The 20,710-nt window shown below is 64.9% G+C and carries 20 protein-coding genes; 4 read left to right on the plus strand and 16 right to left on the minus strand.

Features of this window, described 5'->3' with window-relative positions; genetic code table 11:
- Positions 1-23: 23 nt before the first annotated feature.
- Both hydA and B4393_RS19515 read right to left on the minus strand, forming a co-directional pair.
- Positions 24-1,445 carry a dihydropyrimidinase gene (gene hydA, locus B4393_RS19510; protein WP_078335486.1) on the minus strand — a complete coding sequence of 474 codons (1,422 nt, stop codon included), beginning with the start codon at positions 1,443-1,445 and terminating at the stop codon, positions 24-26.
- Between the two features lie 9 nt (positions 1,446-1,454).
- The gene (locus B4393_RS19515; protein WP_078335487.1) at positions 1,455-2,303 is read right to left on the minus strand and encodes a nitrilase-related carbon-nitrogen hydrolase; all 849 of its coding nucleotides are present in this window, start codon (positions 2,301-2,303) and stop codon (positions 1,455-1,457) included.
- A gap of 170 nt (positions 2,304-2,473) precedes the next feature.
- Between B4393_RS19515 and B4393_RS19520 the strand changes: the two genes are divergently transcribed.
- Positions 2,474-3,268 (plus strand): phosphatidylethanolamine N-methyltransferase family domain-containing protein, encoded by a 795-nt coding sequence (locus B4393_RS19520; RefSeq protein ID WP_078335488.1) that lies wholly within the window; start codon positions 2,474-2,476, stop codon positions 3,266-3,268.
- Between the two features lie 73 nt (positions 3,269-3,341).
- Here B4393_RS19520 and metK read toward each other — a convergent pair whose 3' ends face one another.
- The 5 genes from metK to mihF form a co-directional block, all read right to left on the minus strand.
- Positions 3,342-4,544, minus strand: a complete 1,203-nt coding sequence (gene metK, locus B4393_RS19525; RefSeq protein ID WP_070939542.1) for a methionine adenosyltransferase — start codon at positions 4,542-4,544, stop codon at positions 3,342-3,344.
- 87 nt (positions 4,545-4,631) lie between these two features.
- On the minus strand, positions 4,632-5,891 hold the full coding sequence (gene coaBC, locus B4393_RS19530) for a bifunctional phosphopantothenoylcysteine decarboxylase/phosphopantothenate--cysteine ligase CoaBC (protein WP_078277915.1): 1,260 nt from the start codon (positions 5,889-5,891) through the stop codon (positions 4,632-4,634).
- Between the two features lie 51 nt (positions 5,892-5,942).
- Positions 5,943-6,251, minus strand: a complete 309-nt coding sequence (rpoZ, locus tag B4393_RS19535; protein WP_005057694.1) for a DNA-directed RNA polymerase subunit omega — start codon at positions 6,249-6,251, stop codon at positions 5,943-5,945.
- An 81-nt stretch (positions 6,252-6,332) separates the two neighbouring features.
- Positions 6,333-6,902 (minus strand): guanylate kinase, encoded by a 570-nt coding sequence (gene gmk / locus B4393_RS19540; RefSeq protein WP_078335489.1) that lies wholly within the window; start codon positions 6,900-6,902, stop codon positions 6,333-6,335.
- A gap of 10 nt (positions 6,903-6,912) precedes the next feature.
- Complete coding sequence (gene mihF / locus B4393_RS19545) at positions 6,913-7,230, minus strand: integration host factor, actinobacterial type (RefSeq protein ID WP_030093544.1); 318 nt, start codon at positions 7,228-7,230, stop codon at positions 6,913-6,915.
- Positions 7,231-7,687: 457 nt separating this feature from the next.
- On the opposite strand from mihF, the gene B4393_RS19550 reads away from it, so the two are divergent.
- A complete protein-coding gene (locus B4393_RS19550; protein WP_078335563.1) occupies positions 7,688-9,019 on the plus strand; it encodes an acyltransferase family protein in 1,332 nt (443 codons plus the stop codon).
- Between the two features lie 22 nt (positions 9,020-9,041).
- On the opposite strand, the gene B4393_RS19555 is transcribed toward B4393_RS19550, so the two are convergent.
- The 8 genes from B4393_RS19555 to pyrR form a co-directional block, all read right to left on the minus strand.
- The gene (locus B4393_RS19555) at positions 9,042-9,344 is read right to left on the minus strand and encodes a copper resistance protein CopC (protein ID WP_157901296.1); all 303 of its coding nucleotides are present in this window, start codon (positions 9,342-9,344) and stop codon (positions 9,042-9,044) included.
- A gap of 100 nt (positions 9,345-9,444) precedes the next feature.
- On the minus strand, positions 9,445-10,293 hold the full coding sequence (pyrF, locus tag B4393_RS19560; protein ID WP_078335564.1) for an orotidine-5'-phosphate decarboxylase: 849 nt from the start codon (positions 10,291-10,293) through the stop codon (positions 9,445-9,447).
- Positions 10,294-10,355: 62 nt separating this feature from the next.
- A complete protein-coding gene (carB, locus tag B4393_RS19565) occupies positions 10,356-13,694 on the minus strand; it encodes a carbamoyl-phosphate synthase large subunit (protein WP_078335491.1) in 3,339 nt (1,112 codons plus the stop codon).
- The gene (carA, locus tag B4393_RS19570; RefSeq protein ID WP_413816157.1) at positions 13,694-14,839 is read right to left on the minus strand and encodes a glutamine-hydrolyzing carbamoyl-phosphate synthase small subunit; all 1,146 of its coding nucleotides are present in this window, start codon (positions 14,837-14,839) and stop codon (positions 13,694-13,696) included. The genes carB and carA overlap by 1 nt, the downstream gene beginning before the upstream one ends.
- Positions 14,821-15,318 carry a PH-like domain-containing protein gene (locus B4393_RS19575; protein ID WP_078335492.1) on the minus strand — a complete coding sequence of 166 codons (498 nt, stop codon included), beginning with the start codon at positions 15,316-15,318 and terminating at the stop codon, positions 14,821-14,823. The genes carA and B4393_RS19575 overlap by 19 nt, the downstream gene beginning before the upstream one ends.
- A gap of 25 nt (positions 15,319-15,343) precedes the next feature.
- On the minus strand, positions 15,344-16,648 hold the full coding sequence (locus B4393_RS19580) for a dihydroorotase (RefSeq protein ID WP_078335493.1): 1,305 nt from the start codon (positions 16,646-16,648) through the stop codon (positions 15,344-15,346).
- The gene (locus tag B4393_RS19585) at positions 16,645-17,601 is read right to left on the minus strand and encodes an aspartate carbamoyltransferase catalytic subunit (protein ID WP_191986981.1); all 957 of its coding nucleotides are present in this window, start codon (positions 17,599-17,601) and stop codon (positions 16,645-16,647) included. Before B4393_RS19585 ends, B4393_RS19580 begins: the two co-directional genes overlap by 4 nt.
- Entirely contained in the window at positions 17,595-18,170 is a 576-nt protein-coding gene (gene pyrR / locus B4393_RS19590) for a bifunctional pyr operon transcriptional regulator/uracil phosphoribosyltransferase PyrR (RefSeq protein ID WP_109558454.1), read from the minus strand. Before pyrR ends, B4393_RS19585 begins: the two co-directional genes overlap by 7 nt.
- 114 nt (positions 18,171-18,284) lie before the next feature.
- Between pyrR and B4393_RS19595 the strand changes: the two genes are divergently transcribed.
- Positions 18,285-19,505: a serine hydrolase domain-containing protein gene (locus B4393_RS19595; protein WP_078335496.1), complete on the plus strand. Its 1,221-nt coding sequence runs from the start codon at positions 18,285-18,287 to the stop codon at positions 19,503-19,505.
- Between the two features lie 8 nt (positions 19,506-19,513).
- Here the strand turns inward: B4393_RS19595 and B4393_RS19600 are convergent, their stop codons facing one another.
- A complete protein-coding gene (locus tag B4393_RS19600) occupies positions 19,514-20,197 on the minus strand; it encodes a class I SAM-dependent methyltransferase (protein WP_078335497.1) in 684 nt (227 codons plus the stop codon).
- 84 nt (positions 20,198-20,281) lie between these two features.
- Here B4393_RS19600 and B4393_RS19605 point away from each other — a divergent pair, with 84 nt between their 5' ends.
- On the plus strand, positions 20,282-20,710 hold the full coding sequence (locus B4393_RS19605; protein ID WP_078335566.1) for a nitroreductase family deazaflavin-dependent oxidoreductase: 429 nt from the start codon (positions 20,282-20,284) through the stop codon (positions 20,708-20,710).

Genomic DNA, 20,710 nt, shown 5'->3' on the forward strand with positions numbered 1-20,710 from the left:
GGGGCCCTCTCCATCAACCGTCCTCAGATGAGGTATTGACACAGGTCGCGACGCAGGAACGCGCCGTCCCCCTTGCTGCCGAGATACTCGTCGCCGTCGACGATCACCTTCCCGCGGGACAGCACGGTGTCGACGTGCCCGTCGATCTCGTACCCTTCCCACGCCGAGTGGTCCATGTTCATGTGGTGGGTCTTGCCCAGCCCGATCGAGGTGTGCCCGTTGGGGTCGTAGACGACGATGTCCGCGTCCGCGCCCGGAGCGATCACCCCCTTACGCCCGTAGAGCCCAAACATCCGGGCCGGCGTGGTCGAGGTGATCTCCACCCATCGCTCGACGGTGATCCGGCCGTCCACCACTCCCTGATACAGCAGGTCCATCCGATGCTCGATCGATCCGATTCCGTTGGGAATCTTGGAGAAATCCCCGATGCCCATCTCCTTTTGCCCCTTCATACAAAACGGGCAGTGATCGGTCGACACCATCTGGATGTCGTTGGTGCGCAACGCGCGCCACATTTCATCCTGATGATGCTCGCGTTTGGACCGCAGCGGTGTGGAGCAAACCCACTGGGCGCCCTCGAATCCCGGCGCGCCCAGGTTGTCCTCCAGCGACAGATACAGGTATTGCGGGCAGGTCTCCCCGTATACATTCTGTCCGGCGTCACGTGCGGCGGCCAGTTGCGCGACAGCCTGTTTGGCCGAGACATGCACGACGTACAACGGTGCGCCCGTCAGATTGGACAGCATGATGGCGCGGTGCGTGGCCTCCTCCTCCAGCTGCCAGGCTCGGGCGATGCCGTGGTAGTAAGGATCAGTCTTGCCCGCGGCAAGCAGCTGGGCCACCAAAACGTCTATCGCAGGGCCATTCTCGGCGTGCATCATCGTCATCAGCCCGGTGTCGGCCCCCACCTGCATGGCCCGCAGTATCTGGGCGTCATCGCTGTAGAAGACCCCGGGGTACGCCATGAACATCTTGTAACTGGTGATGCCCTCGTCGGCCAGTCCCCGCAGCGCTACCAGTGAGGCATCGTTGACATCGCCCACGATCTGGTGAAAGGAGTAGTCGACCGCACATTGGCCGGCCGCCATCTCATGCCAGGTCTGCAGCGAATCCTGCAGCCGCTCACCAAATTTCTGGACCGCGAAGTCGATGATGGTCGTGGTACCACCCCAGGCCGCGGCGCGCGTCCCCGTCTCGAAGTCATCGGATGCCGTGGTGCCGCCGAACGGCATCGACATGTGGGTGTGTGCGTCGATACCACCGGGAATGACGTACTTGCCGCCCGCCTCGATCACCGTGTCGACGGTTGTGGTCAGGTCCATGCCGAGCAGCGTGCTGCCGGGCAGCACGACCGCCGCGATCTTCTCACCGTCGACCAGGACGTCCGCGGCGCCGCGCCCGGTCGCCGACACCACGGTGCCGCCTCTGATCAAAGTCGTTGCCATGGCGGCCTCCTACGGCGCGACGATCGGGCCGTAGGTGTCAGGACGGCGGTCCCGGTAGAACTGCCAGTCATCCCGAACCTGGCGGACCAGAGACAGGTCCAGATCCCGTATCACGATCTCTTCGTCGCTCTCGGAAGCGATTTCACCGACATAGTTACCGTGCGGGTCCACGAAGTACGAACTGCCGTAGAACGTCACCGCCTGGTCCCCAAACTCGTCCGTTTCGCTACCTATCCGGTTGTTGGCCCCGACGAAATACTGGTTGGCCGCTGCGGCAGCGGGCTGTTCAAGTTCCCAAAGCCTATTGGACAGACCCGGTTTGGTAGCCGACGGATTGAAGACCAGCTCCGCTCCCCCGAGCCCGTAGTTGCGCCAGCCCTCCGGGAAATGCCGGTCGTAACAGATGTAGACGCCGATCTTGCCGACAGCGGTGTCGAACACGGGGTAGCCCAGATTGCCTGGCCGGAAATAGAACTTCTCCCAGAACCGATCGAGATGCGGTATGTGGTGTTTGCGGTACTTACCCAGGTACGTACCGTCGGAATCGAGGACGGCAGCGGTGTTGTAGAGGACGCCGGGTTGCTCCTCCTCGTACACCGGTAACACCATCACCATCTGGTGTTGCCTGGCGAGCGCCGCGAACCGCTCCGTGACCGGTCCGGGCACAGGTTCGGCGTAGCCGTAATACTTCTTGTCTTGCACGATGCCGAAGTACGGGCCGTAGAACAGTTCCTGGAAGCAGATCACCTGGGCGCCCCGGGACGCGGCCTCCGCGACGAAACGCTCGTGTTTGACGAGCATGGATTCCTTGTCGCCAGTCCAAGTCGCTTGCGTCAGTGCGGCTCTGATCACCGTCATTGACCGACTTTATGCGTACGGCGCTCCTCGCGCGCGCCAAACGGCACAACGGCCGGTCGCACCCCGACGACTGACCACGTGGCCCGACCCCCGTGAGCACGTGGTAGAACACGTTACAGTTTTGCGGCCGGCATTCGGGCGGATCCGCCTACTCACGTAAAGGGAAAGTCATGCACTGGTACACCGGCAACACCGTTTACGACACCGTGCTGACGGCTGCCTTCGGCTTCGCGGCATTCGTGATCATCGGGGGCTTTTTCGCCCAGAGCTCGTACGGGCGTTTCTCCACCACAAAACTCGGGCTCAACCTGAATCCGAAGCTCGGTTGGTGGCTGATGGAAATCCCGGCGACCGTCGTGTTCTTGATCTGCTACCTGACTGGGCCCGCCCGCTTCGAGCCGGTGTCACTGGTGCTCGCCGGGATATGGATGCTGCATTACGCCAACCGCGGCTGGTTCTTCCCGCTCTCCATTCGCCAGGTGCCGGGTAAGCGCAGCACCTTCAACGTCTCGGTGGTCGTGATGGGCATGCTGGTGACATCGATGCACGGATACCTCAACGGGACTCTGTTCAGTCATGACTTTTTCGGACAGTACGACAACGCGTGGCTGCGCGACCCACGCTTCGTGGTGGGCCTGGTGCTCTACCTGTGCGGCTTCGCGCTACTACTCAGCTCCGAGTCGATCGTGCGCAATCTCCGCGACAAGAACCCCGGCGGTGGCGAATCCGAGTACCGCATTCCGCTCGGCGGCGGCTTCCGGTTCGTCACCAGCCCGGCGTATCTCGGCGAGCTCATCGCCTGGTCCGGCTTCGCGCTGCTTACCTGGGCACTGCCCGGTGTCGTCATCCTGCTGATCACCGCCGGCAACCTGATCCCCCGCGCGCTGGCCACACACCGCTGGTATCAGGAGAAGTTCGTCGACTACCCGGCCAACCGGAAAGCACTGATTCCCGGCGTCCTCTAGGCGTCGAGCACACGTAAAAGCCCCCGAACACCCAGCGGTGTCGGGGGCTTTTACGTGTGCTGGACAGAAAGGGCTAGATGGCAGCCTTGAGGGCGTCGACGCGATTGGTCTGTTCCCAGGGCAGCTCGATATCGGTGCGGCCGAAGTGGCCGTATGCCGCCGTCTGCGCGTAGATCGGACGCAGCAGGTCCAGGTCGCGGATGATCGCCCCCGGACGCAGATCGAACACCTCGTTGATGGCCTTCTCGATCTTGACCTGGTCAACGGTGGCGGTGCCGAACGTGTCGACGAACAGACCCACCGGGGCCGCCTTACCGATGGCGTAGGCGACCTGCACTTCCGCGCGCTCAGCGAGTCCGGCCGCGACAACATTCTTGGCAACCCAGCGCATCGCGTAGGCGGCCGAGCGGTCCACCTTCGACGGGTCCTTGCCGGAGAAGGCGCCGCCACCGTGGCGGGCCCAGCCGCCATAGGTGTCGACGATGATTTTGCGACCGGTCAATCCGGCGTCACCCATCGGACCGCCGAGCACGAACTTGCCCGTCGGGTTGACCAGCAGCCGGTAGTCGGAGATGTCCAGGTCGTCCTGGTTCAACTCGTCAAGCACCACCTGGACCACCTTCTCGCGGATATCCGGAGTCAGCAGGTTGTCCAGGTCGATGTCCGCGGCGTGCTGCGTGGACAGTACGACGGTGTCGAGGCGCACCGCCTTGTCGCCGTCGTACTCGATGGTGACCTGGGTCTTACCGTCGGGACGCAGGTACGGGAGCAGGCCCTCCTTGCGCACCTCGGTGAGGCGGCGGGACAGCCGGTGTGCCAGCGCGATGGGTAGCGGCATCAGCTCGGGGGTGTCGTTGATCGCGTAGCCGAACATCAGGCCCTGGTCGCCGGCGCCCTGGGCGTCCAGCGGATCCGCGGCACCCTCGACTCGCGCCTCGTGGGCCGTGTCCACACCCTGCGCGATATCGGGCGACTGTGCACCGATGGCGATGTTCACGCCACAGGAGTTGCCGTCGAAGCCCTTCGAGGAGGAGTCGTAGCCGATCTCCAGCACCCGCTCGCGGACGATATGCGGGATGTCGACGTACGCAGAGGTGGTCACCTCACCCGCGACGTGGACCTGGCCCGTGGTCACCAACGTCTCCACCGCCACCCGGGACTTCGGGTCCTGCGCGAGCATGGCATCCAGGATCGAGTCACTGATGGCATCACAGATCTTGTCCGGATGTCCCTCGGTAACTGATTCACTGGTGAAAAGCCGTCCAGCTGAGCTCACAGCGCAGCCCCTTTCAGATCCTTTTAAGGTCGTTTTAATACCTAATCATTATGGCCGACGAACCAAGATCGGGGCCATGCCCGGTTGTCAGTTTCTCTGACAAAGCCCGGCAACGGCATCCACAATACGGCTTGCCATCAGAACTTTGGTGCCGTGTTCGAGGACAACTTCGGTGACCTCGCCGCTGGCCTGAGCCGAAAGCAGCCAACCGTCATTGCTGTCCACTTCGAACGCCCGCCCCTCGCCAACCGCGTTGACTACCAACAGATCACAGCCCTTGCGCTGCAACTTAGCGCGAGCATGGAACAGCACATCCCCATTCGCGTCGCCGGTTTCGGCGGCAAATCCGACAATTGCCCGCATCCTGGGCAGCTGCCCGTCTGCGCGCGCACGGACCACACCGGCCAATACATCGGCGTTGCGCAGCAATTCGATGGGAGCGTCGACGGGGTTTTCGCCGTCGGCGCCGTGGCTCTTTTTGATCTTGCTGGTCGCAACGTGGGCGGGACGGAAATCTGCCACCGCCGCCGCCATGATCAGCGCCTCTGCCGCGGGGGCGTGTTTGGTGACCGAGTCCTGCAATTGCGCCGCGGAGCTGATGTGCACCACCTCGACCCCAGCGGGATCGGGTAGCCCCACGGTGTGCCCCGCGATGAGCGTGACCTCGGCGCCGCGCTGCGCGGCGACCCGGGCAATCGCGTATCCCTGCTTGCCTGAACTGCGGTTTCCGATGAAACGGACGGGGTCCAGAGGCTCGCGGGTACCACCGGCAGTCACCAGAACGCGCACCCCGGCCAGATCGTGCGGCAGCGCATCGGCGCGGGCCAGCAGCAGTTGGGCCAGGGTTGTGATCTCCTCGGCCTCGGGAAGACGCCCCGGACCGGTGTCGGCGCCGGTAAGTCGGCCCGACGCGGGCTCTAAGACAACTGCGCCATGGCTCCGCAATGTCGCGACATTCTGCTGCGTCGCCGGGTGCAGCCACATCTCGGTGTGCATCGCGGGGGCGAACAACACCGGACAACGCGCGGTCAACAGCGTCGCTGTCAGCAGGTCGTCCGCACGGCCCGTGGCGGCGCGGGCCAGCAGATCCGCGGTGGCGGGCGCAACCACGACCAGGTCGGCGTCCTGTCCGAGTCGCACATGCGGAACCTCGGGAACGTCGTCGAACACCCCGGTGCGGGCCGGCTCACCCGAAAGTGCCTCGAAGGTCGCGGCCCCCACGAACTGCAGGGCCGATTCGGTGGGAATGACCCGGACGTTGTGCCCGGCCTCAGCGAGCTGGCGCACCACGGTGCAGGCCTTGTAGGCGGCGATTCCCCCGCCCACTCCGACGATGATCCGCGACACAGCCCGGACCTCAGGCCCGATGCTCTTCGCGCGAGCCGCTCATCGCAGCTTCTACTCGCCTTCGGTGTGCTCGAGCAGGTCGCCGTGGATCTCGCGCAGCGCGATCGACAGCGGCTTCTCCTGCAGGCCAGGCTCGACCAGCGGTCCCACGTACTCAAGGATGCCGTCGCCCAGCTGGTTGTAGTAATCGTTGATCTGGCGGGCGCGCTTGGCTGCGTAGATCACCAGCGCGTACTTGCTCGATGCCCGGGCGAGTAGCTCGTCGATCGGCGGGTTGGTGATACCCAGCGGCGTGTCGAGAGCGGCGTCGTAGCTATCGGTGCCCGGTTCGACGATGACGTCGGTCTGGGAGGTGCTCACTAAGAAATCTCCTGGATAGGTAGATGGCGCTGAATATGGCTGGCGCGGTATTGGCACTGCGTGTTCGTACTGCGCTGCCGATTAACGTCCGACCAATAACGATACCAACTGTGCGCTGGCATTTTCCAACTGGTCATTGACGACGACGACATCAAAGTCGCTTTGAGCCGCCATCTCGACCTCGGCGGTTTCCAATCGCCGAGCGATCACGTCCTCCGATTCGGTGCCCCTACCGGTGAGCCGCTGTACCAGCGCCTCCCAGCTCGGCGGAGCCAGGAAGACCGTCAGGGCCTGTGGAAGTGCGGCCTTAATGGCGCGCGCACCGGCCAGGTCGACCTCGATGAGGGTCGGGCGACCGGCCTCCATCGCCGCACGAACAGGTGCGGCGGGCGTTCCCGAACGCTGCAGACCGCGGTGGATATCGGCCCATTCCAGCAGCGCACCGGTATCGATCAGCCGCTGGAACTCCTGGGCCGTGACGAAGTGATAGTCCACACCGTCGACCTCACCTGGTCTAGGGGCCCTGGTGGTGGCCGAGACGCTGAAGAACAGGCCGTCAACGTCATCACGTAGCCGGCGTACAACGGTGGATTTACCGACGGCGGAGGGGCCGGATAGGACTACTACCCGGCCCCTCGTCGAAGCTGTCATCTGGAGAAGATCAGGAGAAGTCGAACCGCTCCAGCAGCGCCTTGCGCTGACGGTCACCCAGGCCCCGCAGACGGCGGGTCGGAGCGATCTCCAGCTCGGTCATGATCTCCTGCGCCTTGACCTTGCCGACCTTGGGCAGGGCTTCCAGCAGTGCGGAAACCTTCATCTTGCCCAGGACCTCGTCGGTCTCGGCGTCCTTGAGCACCTGCTTGAGATTGGTGCCGCCTTTCTTGAGCTTCTCCTTGAGCTCGGCCCGGGCGCGTCGGGCGGCAGCCGCCTTCGCCAACGCGGCGGCGCGCTGCTCGTCAGTCAACTGTGGAAGGGCCACGATTCCTCCGTCTCATACGAAACTCGTCGGTTTTTCTATACGGCTGGAAAACAACCAGCCAGCGACAGCGACCGTACCCACGCCAACCGACATATGTGAACCCCACCCCCCTCTTCTCGGTGAAAATCGCCTGCTAGAGGGGCCGCGAGCGATCCCGCCGAGCAACCATCGCATCCGCGCGTTCCCACCCGGCATTTGCGCAGGTCGCAATTGAATAATGCTGTTGCACAATGTATTTCATTCAGAGTTGACAACACCACCGATTCCTGTGCCGGAACCGGAGACAAGCAAACCGTGATTGCCGTGAGGGCAAACTGAAAATCTTGTGTGAATCTCGTGTTGCGCGTGTCGCGACCCGTCAACGTTCAGTTGAAGAGGCGCAGGTGAGGGCACCGCAGACCGGGTGCCCGTGAAGTTGCTTAGCAAGGCGCACCAGTTGCTGGGTAGGGTGCGAAATATGGGTGACCTGCTGCGCCCATCACGTGATCGTGATCGGGTATTGGACGCCGTGAGGCTCGTGTCGCTGGCCACCGTGGTGGCCTACCACGTCCTCGCGGGTAGCCCCACCCTCGTCAAGGGCAAACCGGCGATGGCATCCAACTACAACGTGCATTGGCTGTTCTGGCTGATCCCGCTCATGCCGCTGTTCTTCTTCGCGGGTGCAGCGGCAAATCTTCATTCCTGGGAGTCCGGCAGATCCTGGGGACAGTTCCTGATGGGCCGCGCGACGCGGCTCTTTCGCCCCGTGTTCTATTTCCTGGCGTTCGTCGCGCTGGTGACCACCTTGCTGCGCATCACCATGGGCAACTCCCCTCAGCTCCTGTACCTCGAGATGCGGCATATCGAACTGCTCTGGTACGTGGGGGCATATCTGCTGACATTGGCGTTCCTGCCGCGGCTGGCGCGCATCCGTACCGCGGGCCAACTCGGCTGGTTCGTTGCGGCAATGTGCCTGTTCACCGCCCTGATCGACACCGTCAGCCTCATCACCGACACCTGGGTGACGACCGGCTGGACCAACATGATCTTCATGTGGCTCATCCCCGCCGCGCTGGGCATCGCCTATCAGCGCAGGCTTGTCCCCCGCCGGGTTGCGTTGGCGTACGCAGCCGCCGCTCTGGCCGCCACCGCGGCGCTGGCCACCCTCGGGCCGTATCCGTCGGGGCTGATCGCCAACATGCCGCCAACCTTGCTGCTGGCCACCAGCGCGATCGTGGAATGCCTGGCGGTGATCGTGTTCGCGCCGGCCATCAATCGCTGGGCACAGGGCGCCAGGACCTGGCGGTTCCTCGAGCTGTGCAATAGCGGCAGCATGACGATCTACCTATGGCACTGGGTGGTCACGTTCCTGCTGTCCTACGGGATTTACCTGGCCTTTCGCATCGGTCTGGTGGGCCAGCATGATGTTTGGTACTGGCCGGGAAACATGCTGCGACTGACCATCGTGTGCGCCATCGTGGCCGTCTTCTTCGTGCCGCTGCGAGCCACCGAACGCCGGCCGCTGCCGTGGTGGGACCGCCCTGTGCCACCGATGAAGGGCGGGCGCGATATCGCGGTCGGCGCACTGGTGCTGATCGGCGCGGTGCTGACACTGATCTACACCCGGATCTACGTCATCGATCCGCACTGGGGCGGATTCACCCCAATCGGAAGATGGATCGTTGTGGCCTCGCTCGTACCCTTGGCCGCCGCCCGATTCCTGTGTCGAAAACCGTTGTCCGGCAAGGCCAATAGTCGACCACCGGATCATTCCGCAGGCGTGGCGACTAAGCAGGCGGTGCCGGGATAGGCGGCTTGGGTTGGATCGGCGGCTAGTAGGGGTATGTCCAGGTCCCGTTCTGCGCGTCTCCGTCCGGAGCGGTGAGCGACCAGGTCATGGTGTAGACCCCAGACGGCAGTATTGCGCTCGAAAGCCCTATGCCGACAACCGCATCGGTGGCTTGAGTGCTTCCCGTTGAATACGTCTTGCCGTCCGGGCCCGCGACGCTCACGGTGGGCTTGGTGGGCGCCTCGCTGAGATCATCTTCACCTCGGTGGGCGCGCTGGTGACCGTGGATCCTTGCGTCGGGGTCGTCGACACCACCGTCACGTGTGCCGATGCGGTCGGCACCCACACTCCCCATTTTCTGCCGGCCAGGTGCCGTGTCTCTGCAGCATTATGAGCGCACAGACCTGCGCGCGCAGCACGAGAATCGGCGACCGACCCAGGGCCGCTCAGTCGAGCAGGTAAGCGACGCTGTCGCGCAAGCGATCAACCTCGGCACGCAGCGCCGCGACATCCGGTCCGGCGCGCAGCACCTCCCGCGAGACCGCGGGCAGCAACAGCGGTCCCGGGGCACCGCCCAGGCCACGCAGATCCTCGGGCTTGCCGCCCTGAGCGCCCAGCCCCGGAACAAGTACGGGGCCGCCGATCGACGACAGATCCGGCGGATCGGTGACGGTGACCCCGACCACCACACCCACAGAGCCCGGCCCCTCCTCCTCGGCGTTCAGCGCGGCCACCTGGTCCACCATCGCCTGCGCGACGGTCAGCTCCCCGGTGCGTGCCCGCTGCACCGGGGGCGCCTCCGGATTGGAGGTCGCGGCAAGGACGAAGACGCCGCGATCACGTTCACGCGCCAGGTCCAGCAGCGGAGACAACGATCCGAAGCCCAGATACGGCGAGGCCGTGACCGCATCGGAGCTCAACGGTGAATCGCCCACCCAAGCCTGCGCATACGCCGCCATCGTCGATCCGATGTCCCCACGCTTGGCATCGGCGAGCACCAGCACGCCCGCCTCGCGCAATCCCGCGATGGCCCGCTCCAGGACCGAATACCCGGCGGCGCCGTAGGTTTCAAAGAAAGCCACCTGCGGTTTGACGATCGCGACATCCGCGAAGGCCTCCACGCAAATATCACTGAATCTGGCCAGGCCGGCGGCATCGGCATCGAATCCCCAGGAGCGCAACAGCTCCGGATGCGGATCAATGCCCACACACAGCGGACCGCGGGATGCGGTGGCCGCCTGCAACCGCGCCCCGAATGTCACCGCAGTTCGACGCTCTTCACCCAAGGGGCTCATCGCCACCGCACGCTCTTCGCCCAAGGGGCTCATCGCCACCGCACGCTCTTCACCCAAGGGGCTCATCGCAAGCCCGCGTGCAGTTCCTGAAGTGAACGCACGCCGATATCGCCGCGGATACCTGCCTCGATACCCTGCACGGCAGCCGAAGCCCCCTGCACCGTGGTGATGCACGGGATGTTCATCGACACGGCGGCGGAACGGATCTCGTAGCCGTCGACACGTGGCCCGGAGTTGCCGTACGGGGTGTTGATGACCATCGCAACCTCGCCGGCCTTGATGACGTCAACCGCCGACTTCGCGGGCAGCGTCCCGCCCGGCTCCTGATAGTGCTTGCGCACCTCTTCGCACGGTATTCCGTTGCGGCGCAGCATCTCTGCCGTACCTTCGGTAGCCAGCACCTTGAATCCGAGGTCCGCGAGCCGCTTCACCGGGAACACCAGGGAGCGCTTGTCGCGGTTGGCCACCGAGACAAAGATGGTGCCCTCCTTGGGCAGCGAACCGTACGCGGCGGTCTGGCTCTTGGCGAACGCACTGCCGAAGTCGGCGTCGATGCCCATGACCTCGCCGGTCGACTTCATCTCCGGCCCGAGCAGGGAGTCCACTTGGCTGCCATCGGCCTTGCGGAACCGGTGGAACGGCAGTACGGCCTCCTTGACCGCGACCGGCGCCCCGGGCGGCGAGGTGGCGCCGTCGCCCTCGGCGGGCAGCAGACCCTCCTCACGCAGACCGGCGATGGTGGCGCCCAACATGATGCGGGAGCAGGCCTTGGCCAGCGGAACCGCCGTGGCCTTGGACACGAACGGCACCGTGCGGCTGGCGCGTGGGTTCGCCTCCAGGACGTAGAGCACATCGTCCTTGAGCGCGTACTGCACATTGAGCAGACCGACCACGCCGATACCGTGCGCGATGGCCTCGGTGGCCGTGCGCACCTTTTCGATATCGCTGCGCCCCAGCGTGACCGGCGGCAGCGCACACGCGGAGTCGCCGGAGTGAATACCGGCCTCCTCGATGTGTTCCATCACGCCGCCCAGGTAAACCTCGGTGCCGTCGCACAGCGCGTCGACGTCGATCTCGATGGCGTCTTCGAGGAAGCGATCAACCAACACCGGATGCTCGGGTGAAAGCTGGGTGGCGCGGGCAATGTAGCCGTGCAGGGTGTCCTCGTCGTAGACGATCTCCATGCCGCGTCCGCCCAACACGTAGGACGGGCGCACCAGCACCGGGTAGCCGATGTCGGCGGCGATCTGCTTTGCCTGCTCGAAAGTCGTTGCGGTACCGAACCGTGGCGCCGGCAGCCCGGCCGACACCAGCAGGTCACCGAACACACCGCGATCCTCGGCACGGTCGATGGCCGCCGGGCTGGTGCCCACCACCGGTACTCCGGCGTCGGCCAGACGCTTGGCCAGCCCCAGCGGAGTCTGCCCACCGAGCTGCACGATCACGCCGACGACACCCGGTCCGCCGCGACCGGATTCGGATTCGGCGTGGTAGATCTCCAGCACGTCCTCGAACGTCAGCGGTTCGAAGTAGAGGCGGTCGGCGGTGTCGTAGTCGGTGGACACCGTCTCCGGGTTGCAGTTGACCATGATGGTCTCGAATCCGGCCTCCGACAATGTGGTTGCCGCATGTACGCAGCTGTAGTCGAATTCGATGCCCTGCCCGATGCGGTTGGGGCCCGAGCCGAGGATGAGCACCTTGGGACGCTCGGTCTGAGGGGCCACCTCAGAGTCCGCGGCCGGATCCAGCTCGTAACTGGAGTAGTGGTACGGCGTCTTGGCCTCGAATTCGGCGGCACAGGTGTCGACAGTCTTGTACACCGGGCGGATACCCATCCGGTGGCGCAACGATCGAACGCCGTTCTCCCCCGCCAACTCCGGCCGTAGCGCCGCGATCTGGCGATCGGAGAGCCCGTAGTGCTTGCCGCGGCGCAGTAACTCCTCGTCGAGGATCGGCGCATCACGCAGCTCGGTGCCCAAACGGTTGATCTGCGCTATCTCTTCGACGAACCACGGGTCGACACCCGTGATCTCGGCGACCTGCTCGACGGGAACACCGGCGGCCAGCGCGCGCTCGATGCCGTAGAGCCGGCCGTCACGCGGCACTCGCAGCTCCTGCAGGAACGCGTCCAGATCCTCCATGGGCCCGGCGTTATCGGTCCAGAAGCCCGCCGCGGTCGTCTCGAGGGAGCGCATGACCTTCCCGAGTGCCTCGGCGAAGTTGCGGCCCAGGGACATCGCCTCACCCACCGATTTCATGGTGGTGGTCAAGGTGGCGTCGGCACCGGGGAACTTCTCGAAGGCGAACCGGGGTGCCTTGACAACGACGTAGTCCAGGGTCGGCTCGAAACAGGCCGGGGTCTCCTTGGTGATGTCGTTGACGATCTCGTCGAGCGTGTACCCGATGGCCAACTTGGCCGCAATCTTGGCGATGGGGAAACCGGTTGCCTTGGAGGCCAAGGCACTTGAGCGCGACACACGCGGGTTCATCTCGATGACGATCAGGCGGCCGTCGCGCGGATTGATGGCGAACTGAATATTGCAGCCGCCGGTGTCCACACCGACCTCACGCAGGATCGCGATACCCAGATCGCGCATCTTCTGGTACTCGCGGTCGGTGAGCGTCATCGCGGGAGCGACCGTCACCGAATCGCCGGTGTGCACACCCATCGGGTCGACGTTCTCGATCGAGCACACCACCACCACGTTGTCGCGGCTGTCGCGCATCAGCTCGAGCTCGAATTCCTTCCACCCGTAGATGGATTCCTCGATCAGCACATTCGCCGACGGGGACGCTGAGAGTCCCTCGCCCGCCATCCGCTCGACATCCTCGGGGGTGTAGGCCATGCCGGAGCCCAAGCCGCCCATGGTGAAGGACGGGCGCACCACGACCGGCAATCCGAGGTCGGCAACGGTATCGCGGACCTCGTCCATGGTGAAACAGACGCGCGACTTCGCCGACTCGCCACCGACCTTCGCGACGATGTCCTTGAACTGCTGCCGGTCCTCGCCGCGCTGGATGGCCTCGAAGTTGGCGCCGATGAGCTCTACGTTGTACCGGTCCAGTGCACCGTTCTCGTAGAGCGCGACCGCGGTGTTCAACGCGGTCTGGCCGCCCAGCGTCGGCAGCAGGGCGTCGATCTTATTGCCCTTCTCCGCCTGTGCGGCAAGGACTTTCTCGACAAACTCGGCAGTGATGGGCTCGACATAGGTGTTGTCGGCGTACTCCGGATCGGTCATGATCGTTGCCGGGTTCGAGTTGACGAGGCTGACCTGCAACCCTTCGGAACGCAGCACCCGGCAGGCCTGCGTGCCCGAATAGTCGAACTCGCAGGCCTGACCGATCACGATGGGTCCGGAGCCGATGACCAGGATGTGGTTGAGGTCTGTGCGACGTGGCATCAGCGGTTACCCCGATTCTCAAGTGCCGTGACGAACTGGTCAAAGAGGTACTCGGCGTCATGAGGTCCCGCCGCCGCCTCCGGGTGGTACTGCACCGAGAAAGCCGATCCGTCCAACAGCCGGATCCCTTCCACCGTGCCATCGTTGGCGCAGGTGTGGCTGACCTCGGCGCGCCCGAACGGCGTATCGAACTGCTCACCCGCCTCACCTTCGAGGGCAAAGCCGTGGTTCTGCGCGGTGATCGCGACCCGGCCCGTCGCGTGATCGATGACCGGGATGTTGATGCCGCGATGCCCGAAGGTCATCTTGTAGGTGGACCTGCCCAGTGCCCGGCCCAGCAGCTGATTGCCGAAGCAGATACCGAACAGCGGGATCTGCTGTTGCAGCACCGCCTGTGTCACCGCCACCACATGGTCCGCGGTGGCCGGGTCACCCGGCCCGTTGGACAGGAACACCCCGTCGGGCGCGAGTGCGAGCAGCTCGTCCGGGCTGATGGACGAGGGCACTACCTGTACGCGGACACCGCGTCGGGTGAAGTTGCGGGGGGTGTTGGTCTTGATCCCCAGGTCCAGCGCGGCCACGGTGAACCGGTGCGCGCCATCGGGTTCCACGATGTAGGTGTCGTCGGTACTCACCTCCCCCGCCAGGTCCGCACCCAGCATCGAGGGCTGGCCGTTGACGCGCGACAGCAGGAAGTCGGTGGGCGCGTCGGCGACGGTACCGCTGAAGATGCCGGCCTTCATCGACCCCCGGGTGCGTAGGTGCCGGACCACGGCGCGGGTGTCGATGCCTGCGATGCCGACGATGTGCTGTCCCTTGAGGGCGTCGTCCAGGGACCCGTTGGCGCGCCAGTTCGAGACCCGATTCGAGGGGTCACGCACCGCGTAACCGGCCACCCAGATCTTGCCGCCGCGGCTCTCGTCATCCTCGTCGTTCCACCCGGTGTTGCCGATCTGCGGGGCTGTCGCCACCACGATCTGCCGGTGGTAACTCGGGTCGGTCAGGGTTTCTTGGTACCCCGACATGGCCGTGCAGAACACCGCCTCACCGAGGGTTTCACCCACCGCGCCGAACGGCTTACCGGTGAATACCCGCCCGTCTTCGAGAACGAGCACCGCCTTGTCACTCATGACGCCTGCTTCCATTCCTCATATTCACTGCGCGGTCGGGCCAAAAAACCTGTGTCGATCTCGGTGCCCGAGGGCAGCCGCCACCGAATCGCGAGAATCCCGTCGTGGGTGAGCACCTTGCCTGCCAGCGCCTTGGCCGTACGGATCTCGGTGACGACATCGGCCGGTATCCAGATGTCTCCGGTTCCACTGCGCTCCAACAGGATTCCCTGAGAGTATCGAGTGAGAGTGGCATTGGCCCGGTAGCCCAGGTCGCCGACGGCGATGCGGTCCTGCCAGTCCGGCGCGATGGTGCTGCCGACATAGAGGCCTTCGACGGGTTCGATGACCATGTCACCGCGGTCTGCCGGGGTGACCGGCAGTTCTCCGACGGCATCGGTCTGCCGTTGCGCACGGGCATGCCAGCCGCGCCACATCAGGCGGAAGAGCAGCACTGTCAAGGTCAGTGAGGCACCCGCCATGATGAGCGCACCGATGAAGTCCCCGTGGTTCATAGTGAATCCTCTTCGCGCGAGCGGCTCATCGTTCGACCACCTTCCCGTCCCGTGCCGTGACACGGCCACGCAATAGCGTGGCGGTCACCGTGGCAGGCAATGTCATTGATTCGAATGGGGTGTTGGCCGACTTGCTGGCCAATCCGTCGCCCGTGACAGTCCAGGTGGCATCGGGGTCCACGATGGTCAGGTTGGCGGGCTCGCCGACGGCAATCGGACGCCCCTGATCGGGCAGGCCGACGATCTGCGCCGGGCGCTCACTCATCACCCTGGCGATATCGCGCCACGTGAGCAACCCGGGTTTCACCATCGTCTGCACCACTACCGACAGCGCGGTCTGCAGCCCGAGCATTCCGGGTCGGGCCGCGGCGAACTCGCAGCATTTCTCGTGATCGGCGTGGGGTGCGTGGTCGGTTGCCACACAGTCGATCACGCCGTCGGCGAGGGCCTGGCGCAATGCTTCGGCATCGGTGGACTCGCGCAGCGGCGGGTTCACCCGGTACACCCCGTCATAGGAAGCCAACCGACCGTCATCGAGCAACAGGTGATGCGGGGTTACCTCGGCGGTGATGGAAATCCCTTGTCCCTTAGCCCATTTGAGCAGCTCGACGGTGCCGGCGGTGGAGGCGTGGCAGATGTGCACCGGGGCGCCGGTATCGCGGGACAAGATGGCGTCCCGCGCGACGATGGATTCCTCGGCAGCGCGCGGCCAACCGGTCAGGCCCAACCGGGCCGCGTTGGCACCCTCGTGCGCCACCGAGCCGACAGTGAGCCGTGGTTCCTCGGCATGCTGGGCGATCAGCACACCCACGCCCTTCGCGTACTCCAGGGCACGCCGCATCACCAGCGGATCGTGCACGCACTTACCGTCATCGGAGAACATCCGCACCCGGCCGGCCCCGCGGGCCATCATCGCCATCTCGGTGAGTTGTTTGCCCTCCAGCCCGACGGTGACGGCACCGACCGGATGCACGTCGACGAGACCCACCTGCTGGCCGCGGTGCCACACGTGGTCAGTCACCACGGGGCTATCGGCCACCGGATTGGTGTTGGCCATCGCGAAGACCGCGGTGTAGCCACCCAGCGCCGCTGCGGCCGAACCGGAGTCGATGGTCTCGGTGTCTTCACGACCCGGCTCACGCAAATGTGTGTGCAGGTCGACGAATCCGGGCAGCAGCACCTGACCGGGTGCCTCGATGGCGGTATCGACCTCAGTCTCGATGCCCGGCCCGATACCGGCCTCGATGCGGGTGATCTGCCCGTCCTCGACGAGGACGTCGACCTGCTCACCCTCCCCGTGCAGCAGTACGCCCTTGATCAAGACACTCATGCGGGCACCGCCGCTGAGCCATCGGAGGAACCGACCAGCAGGTGGAACAGCACGGCCATGCGGATATGCACTCCATTCGATACCTGTTGCAGAACAGCGGATTGCGAAGAATCCGCCACGGAGGACGCGATTTCCATGCCACGCAGCATCGGGCCCGGATGCAGCACCACCGCGTGTTCGGGGAGAAGACGCCGTCGAGCCTCGGACAAGCCGTACAGCACCGAGTACTCGCGTGCCGACGGGAAGAATCCACCCGTCATGCGTTCGGCCTGCACCCGCAGCATCAGCACCGCATCGGCGCCCGGCAGCTCGGCATCCACGTCATGGGTGACCGTCACCGGCCAGGTCTCAACACCGACGGGCAGCAGCGTCGGTGGTGCCACCAGCACCACCTCGGCACCAAGAGTATTGAGCAGCAGGGCATTTGACCGCGCAACCCGGCTGTGCAGGATATCCCCGACGATCACGACGCGGCGGCCTTCCAGCCCACCCAACCGCTGACGGATGGTGAGCGCATCCAACAGCGCCTGCGTGGGATGTTCATGGGTTCCGTCGCCGGCGTTGATGACTGCCGGGCCACCCTCACCTTCGGCAGTCCACTGAGCCAGCTGGGCGGCGACACCCGATGCCGGGTGACGGACGATCAACGCATCGGCACCGATCGCCCGCAAGGTCAACGCGGTATCGCGCAGTGACTCGCCCTTGGCCACCGAGGAACCGGAGGCGCTGACATTGATCACGTCGGCGCTCATCCACTTACCCGCAACTTCGAAGGAAACCCTTGTCCGCGTGGAGTTCTCGTAGAACATCGTGATGATGGTGCGCCCGCGCAGGGTCGGCAGCTTCTTGACCTCACGCCCCGCTAGCGCCTGCAGGAACCGGTCGGCGTCATCGAGGATGGCGGTGGCCTCGTCGCGGGTCAGGTCGGCCGCGGACAGCAGGTGCTTCACCAGGCCGCTCCCTCTCCGCTGTTGATCACCACGGAGTCGCGGCCGTCATGTTCGGTCAGCAGGACCTTGACGTCTTCCGAGCGTGCGGTCGGCACGTTCTTGCCGACGTAGTCTGCGCGCAGCGGCAGTTCCCGGTGCCCACGATCAACCAGCACCGCGAGCTGCACCGCACGCGGGCGACCCAGGTCTCGCAGCGCGTCGAGCGCCGAGCGCACGGTACGTCCGGAAAACAGCACGTCGTCGACCAGGACAACCAGCGCACCGTCGACACCGCCCTCGGGGATGGAGGTGCGTTCGAGCGGACGGTGCGGTTTGTTCCGCAAATCGTCGCGGTACAGCGTGATGTCCAGGAATCCCGCGGGCACCTCGACACCGGAGAATTCGGTGATGTGGGCGGCCAGCCGCTTGGCAAGGGTGGCACCGCGAGTCGGGATGCCGACCAGTACGACGCGCGGGGCGTCACTGGAGTCGGAAAGCGCGGTCTTCTCGATGATTTGATGCGCGATACGCGCGATGGTCCTGCCGACATCTGCGGCGGACAACAACTCGCGTCCTTCTGATACTGCGCCCACGCTTACGCGAGACCTCCTTCTCCGCCTCACTGGACGGATCGTTAAAGGATGTCACTTACCGCCAGGGAGCTTAGCATCCGGGCACCCATCGGCCTCGGCTGACAGGATGGAGTGATGCCGGACCTCGACGACACGTTCGACCACGCCCTCGCCCCGATCCGTGCCGCGGTCGACGACCGCATACTCGCCGGAGCCGTAACGCTGGTGTGGCAGGGCGGGCAGCTCAGGCACCTGGGCGCTACCGGCTATCGCGATGTCGACGCGGGCCTGCCGATGGCCGAAAACACCATTTTTCGCATCGCCTCCATGACAAAACCGGTGATCAGCGCGGCAACCATGAGCCTGGTGGACGAGGGCACGATTCACTTGAATGACCCGATCACCACCTGGCTGCCCGAGTTCGGCGATATGCGGGTGCTCAAGGACCCGGACGGTTCCCTGGAGGACACGTTCCGGGCGCCGCGTACGATAACGGTCGAGGATCTGTTGACCCATCGCAGCGGGCTGACCTATGACTTCATCTCCACCGGGCCTATCGCCAAGGCCTACCACCCGCTGCACACCGCGGCGTTCAGCGAGCCCGACGAGTGGCTCGCCGCCATCGCCGCACTGCCGCTGGTGTATCCGCCCGGCGAGCGTTTCCACTACGGCCATTCCACCGATGTACTCGGCCTGCTCATCGCCCGTGCGGTCGGGCTACCGCTGAACAAGCTTCTACGCCAACGGATCCTGGACCCACTCGGCATGAACGACACCGACTTCTTCGTCCCCGAGCACAAGGCGAACCGTTTGGCACGCCTGTACGGCATAGGCGACGACGACACGATCGAGGTGGCAGACAGCGGCTATCTCACCGCTATGCCCACGTCAGCGCCCGCGCTGTGCCGCGGCGGAGGCGCATTGGCCAGCACTGCCCGCGATTACCTGACCTTTGCGCGTGCACTGCTGGGCGACGGCCAGGCCGACGGCGTGCGCATCCTGTCCCCCGAATCAACCCGCGCGCTGCGCACCAACCGGCTCTCCCCAGCTCAGCGGCGACTACCGGCCTTCGGCCTGCCGTACTGGACCGGACGCGGGTTCGGCCTCGGCCTGTCGGTTGTCATGGATCCCAACGAGGCCGCGCTGTTCGGGCCCGGCGGAGCCGGCACCTTCGGCTGGCCGGGCGCATTCGGCACCTGGTGGCATGCCGATCCGAAGGCCGACGCCATCCTGATGTTCCTGCCGCAGTGGCGCATGCCCGAACTTGACCCGAAGGCTGCCCTGGCGCGCACCTCGACGCTCCGCCTACAGCTGCTGCACGTGCAGTTCGGGCAGGCGGTCTACGCCGCGCTGTAGCTGCGGCGTCAGTCCAGGTGCGCCTGGAGCAGCCAGCCCGCCATCGAGACCCGGCCGTTGGATTCCGCACGGACCTCGGCGAAGCTCTGCGCACCGCCCCGCTGGAAACCGTCGGCATTGGCATACAGCCGCGCCGGGCTGATGTCGTCAATGGTCCAGTATTTCGACACGATCCCCCGCAGCTCCGGCTCGGTGACCGGGTACGGCCCGTCGACATCCGGCGGGAAGCCCGCCTTGTCGAAGACCAGCACGATGTAATTGGCACCCGGCGCCGCGGCGCGAACGATCGACTGCTGGTACCCCTCCCGCAACCCGACTGGCATCGAGTGGAACAGCGTGGAATCGATGATCGTTCCGAAACGACCGTCATACCCGGTGAAGTTCGAGATGTCGGCGACGTCGAAGGTGACGTTGGTCAGACCGCGTTCGGCCGCGTAACCCTTGGCCAGCTGGATCGCGGTGGGCGCGGCATCCAAGCCTACGGCGGTGTGGCCCCGTTCCGCGAGGTACAGAGCCGTCGCGGCCTCACCGCAGCCCGCGTCGAGCACATCACCGTGCACCTTGCCCTGCTCGATAAGCGTCAGAATTTCGGGCTGTGGCTGCCCGATGCTCCATGGCGGCCGAGCGGCGAGTTGCTCGGGTGCCTCACCGCGATAGGAGGATTCGAACATTTCTTGCAAGTTCTCGGTCATGCTTTCACGGTGCCAGGAATACCCATTGATGTCAATGGCGTTGACATCAATGGATTCAGTCCAACCCAACGAATCGAGATGACGATGAGCGAACCATCAGGCACCGAGCAATCATTCAACGAGGCAAACATCGCCGAGTTCCGGGCCAACGACGGCAAGGTGGGCGGCCAGTTCGAGGGGTTTCCGTTGCTGCTTCTCACGAGCACCGGGGCGAAGTCGGGCGCAGAACGTGTTAATCCCTTGGCCTACTTCGATATCGACGGCAAGGCCTACATCGTCGGGTCATCGGCGGGCAGGCCGAAGAATCCGGCCTGGGTCGCGAACCTGCGTGCCAACCCGAGCGTCGAGGTGGAGATCGGCTCCCATCCCAAGACGAACGCCACCGCTGTGGAACTGCCCCGCGTCGAGCGTGATCGCGTATTCGAAATCGTGAAACAGCGCGCGCCGGGGTTCGCCGAGTACGAGACCTTGACCGACCGAGTGATCCCTGTGTTCGAGATCCAGCTCGGCTGA

Origin of the sequence: Mycobacteroides franklinii (genome assembly GCF_002013895.1) — a bacterium.
Taxonomy (GTDB): domain Bacteria; phylum Actinomycetota; class Actinomycetes; order Mycobacteriales; family Mycobacteriaceae; genus Mycobacterium; species Mycobacterium franklinii.

What these genes read in the sequence shown, in the direction of transcription:
- hydA (WP_078335486.1), bottom strand. Translation starts at nt 1,445, where the DNA reads ATGGCAACGACTTTGATCAGAGGCGGCACCGTGGTGTCGGCGACCGGG.
- B4393_RS19515 (WP_078335487.1), bottom strand. Translation starts at nt 2,303, where the DNA reads ATGACGGTGATCAGAGCCGCACTGACGCAAGCGACTTGGACTGGCGAC.
- B4393_RS19520 (WP_078335488.1), top strand. Translation starts at nt 2,474, where the DNA reads ATGCACTGGTACACCGGCAACACCGTTTACGACACCGTGCTGACGGCT.
- gmk (WP_078335489.1), bottom strand. Translation starts at nt 6,902, where the DNA reads ATGACAGCTTCGACGAGGGGCCGGGTAGTAGTCCTATCCGGCCCCTCC.
- B4393_RS19550 (WP_078335563.1), top strand. Translation starts at nt 7,688, where the DNA reads ATGGGTGACCTGCTGCGCCCATCACGTGATCGTGATCGGGTATTGGAC.
- pyrF (WP_078335564.1), bottom strand. Translation starts at nt 10,293, where the DNA reads ATGAGCCCCTTGGGTGAAGAGCGTCGAACTGCGGTGACATTCGGGGCG.
- carB (WP_078335491.1), bottom strand. Translation starts at nt 13,694, where the DNA reads ATGCCACGTCGCACAGACCTCAACCACATCCTGGTCATCGGCTCCGGA.
- carA (WP_413816157.1), bottom strand. Translation starts at nt 14,839, where the DNA reads ATGGAAGCAGGCGTCATGAGTGACAAGGCGGTGCTCGTTCTCGAAGAC.
- B4393_RS19575 (WP_078335492.1), bottom strand. Translation starts at nt 15,318, where the DNA reads ATGAACCACGGGGACTTCATCGGTGCGCTCATCATGGCGGGTGCCTCA.
- B4393_RS19580 (WP_078335493.1), bottom strand. Translation starts at nt 16,648, where the DNA reads ATGAGTGTCTTGATCAAGGGCGTACTGCTGCACGGGGAGGGTGAGCAG.
- B4393_RS19595 (WP_078335496.1), top strand. Translation starts at nt 18,285, where the DNA reads ATGCCGGACCTCGACGACACGTTCGACCACGCCCTCGCCCCGATCCGT.
- B4393_RS19600 (WP_078335497.1), bottom strand. Translation starts at nt 20,197, where the DNA reads ATGACCGAGAACTTGCAAGAAATGTTCGAATCCTCCTATCGCGGTGAG.
- B4393_RS19605 (WP_078335566.1), top strand. Translation starts at nt 20,282, where the DNA reads ATGAGCGAACCATCAGGCACCGAGCAATCATTCAACGAGGCAAACATC.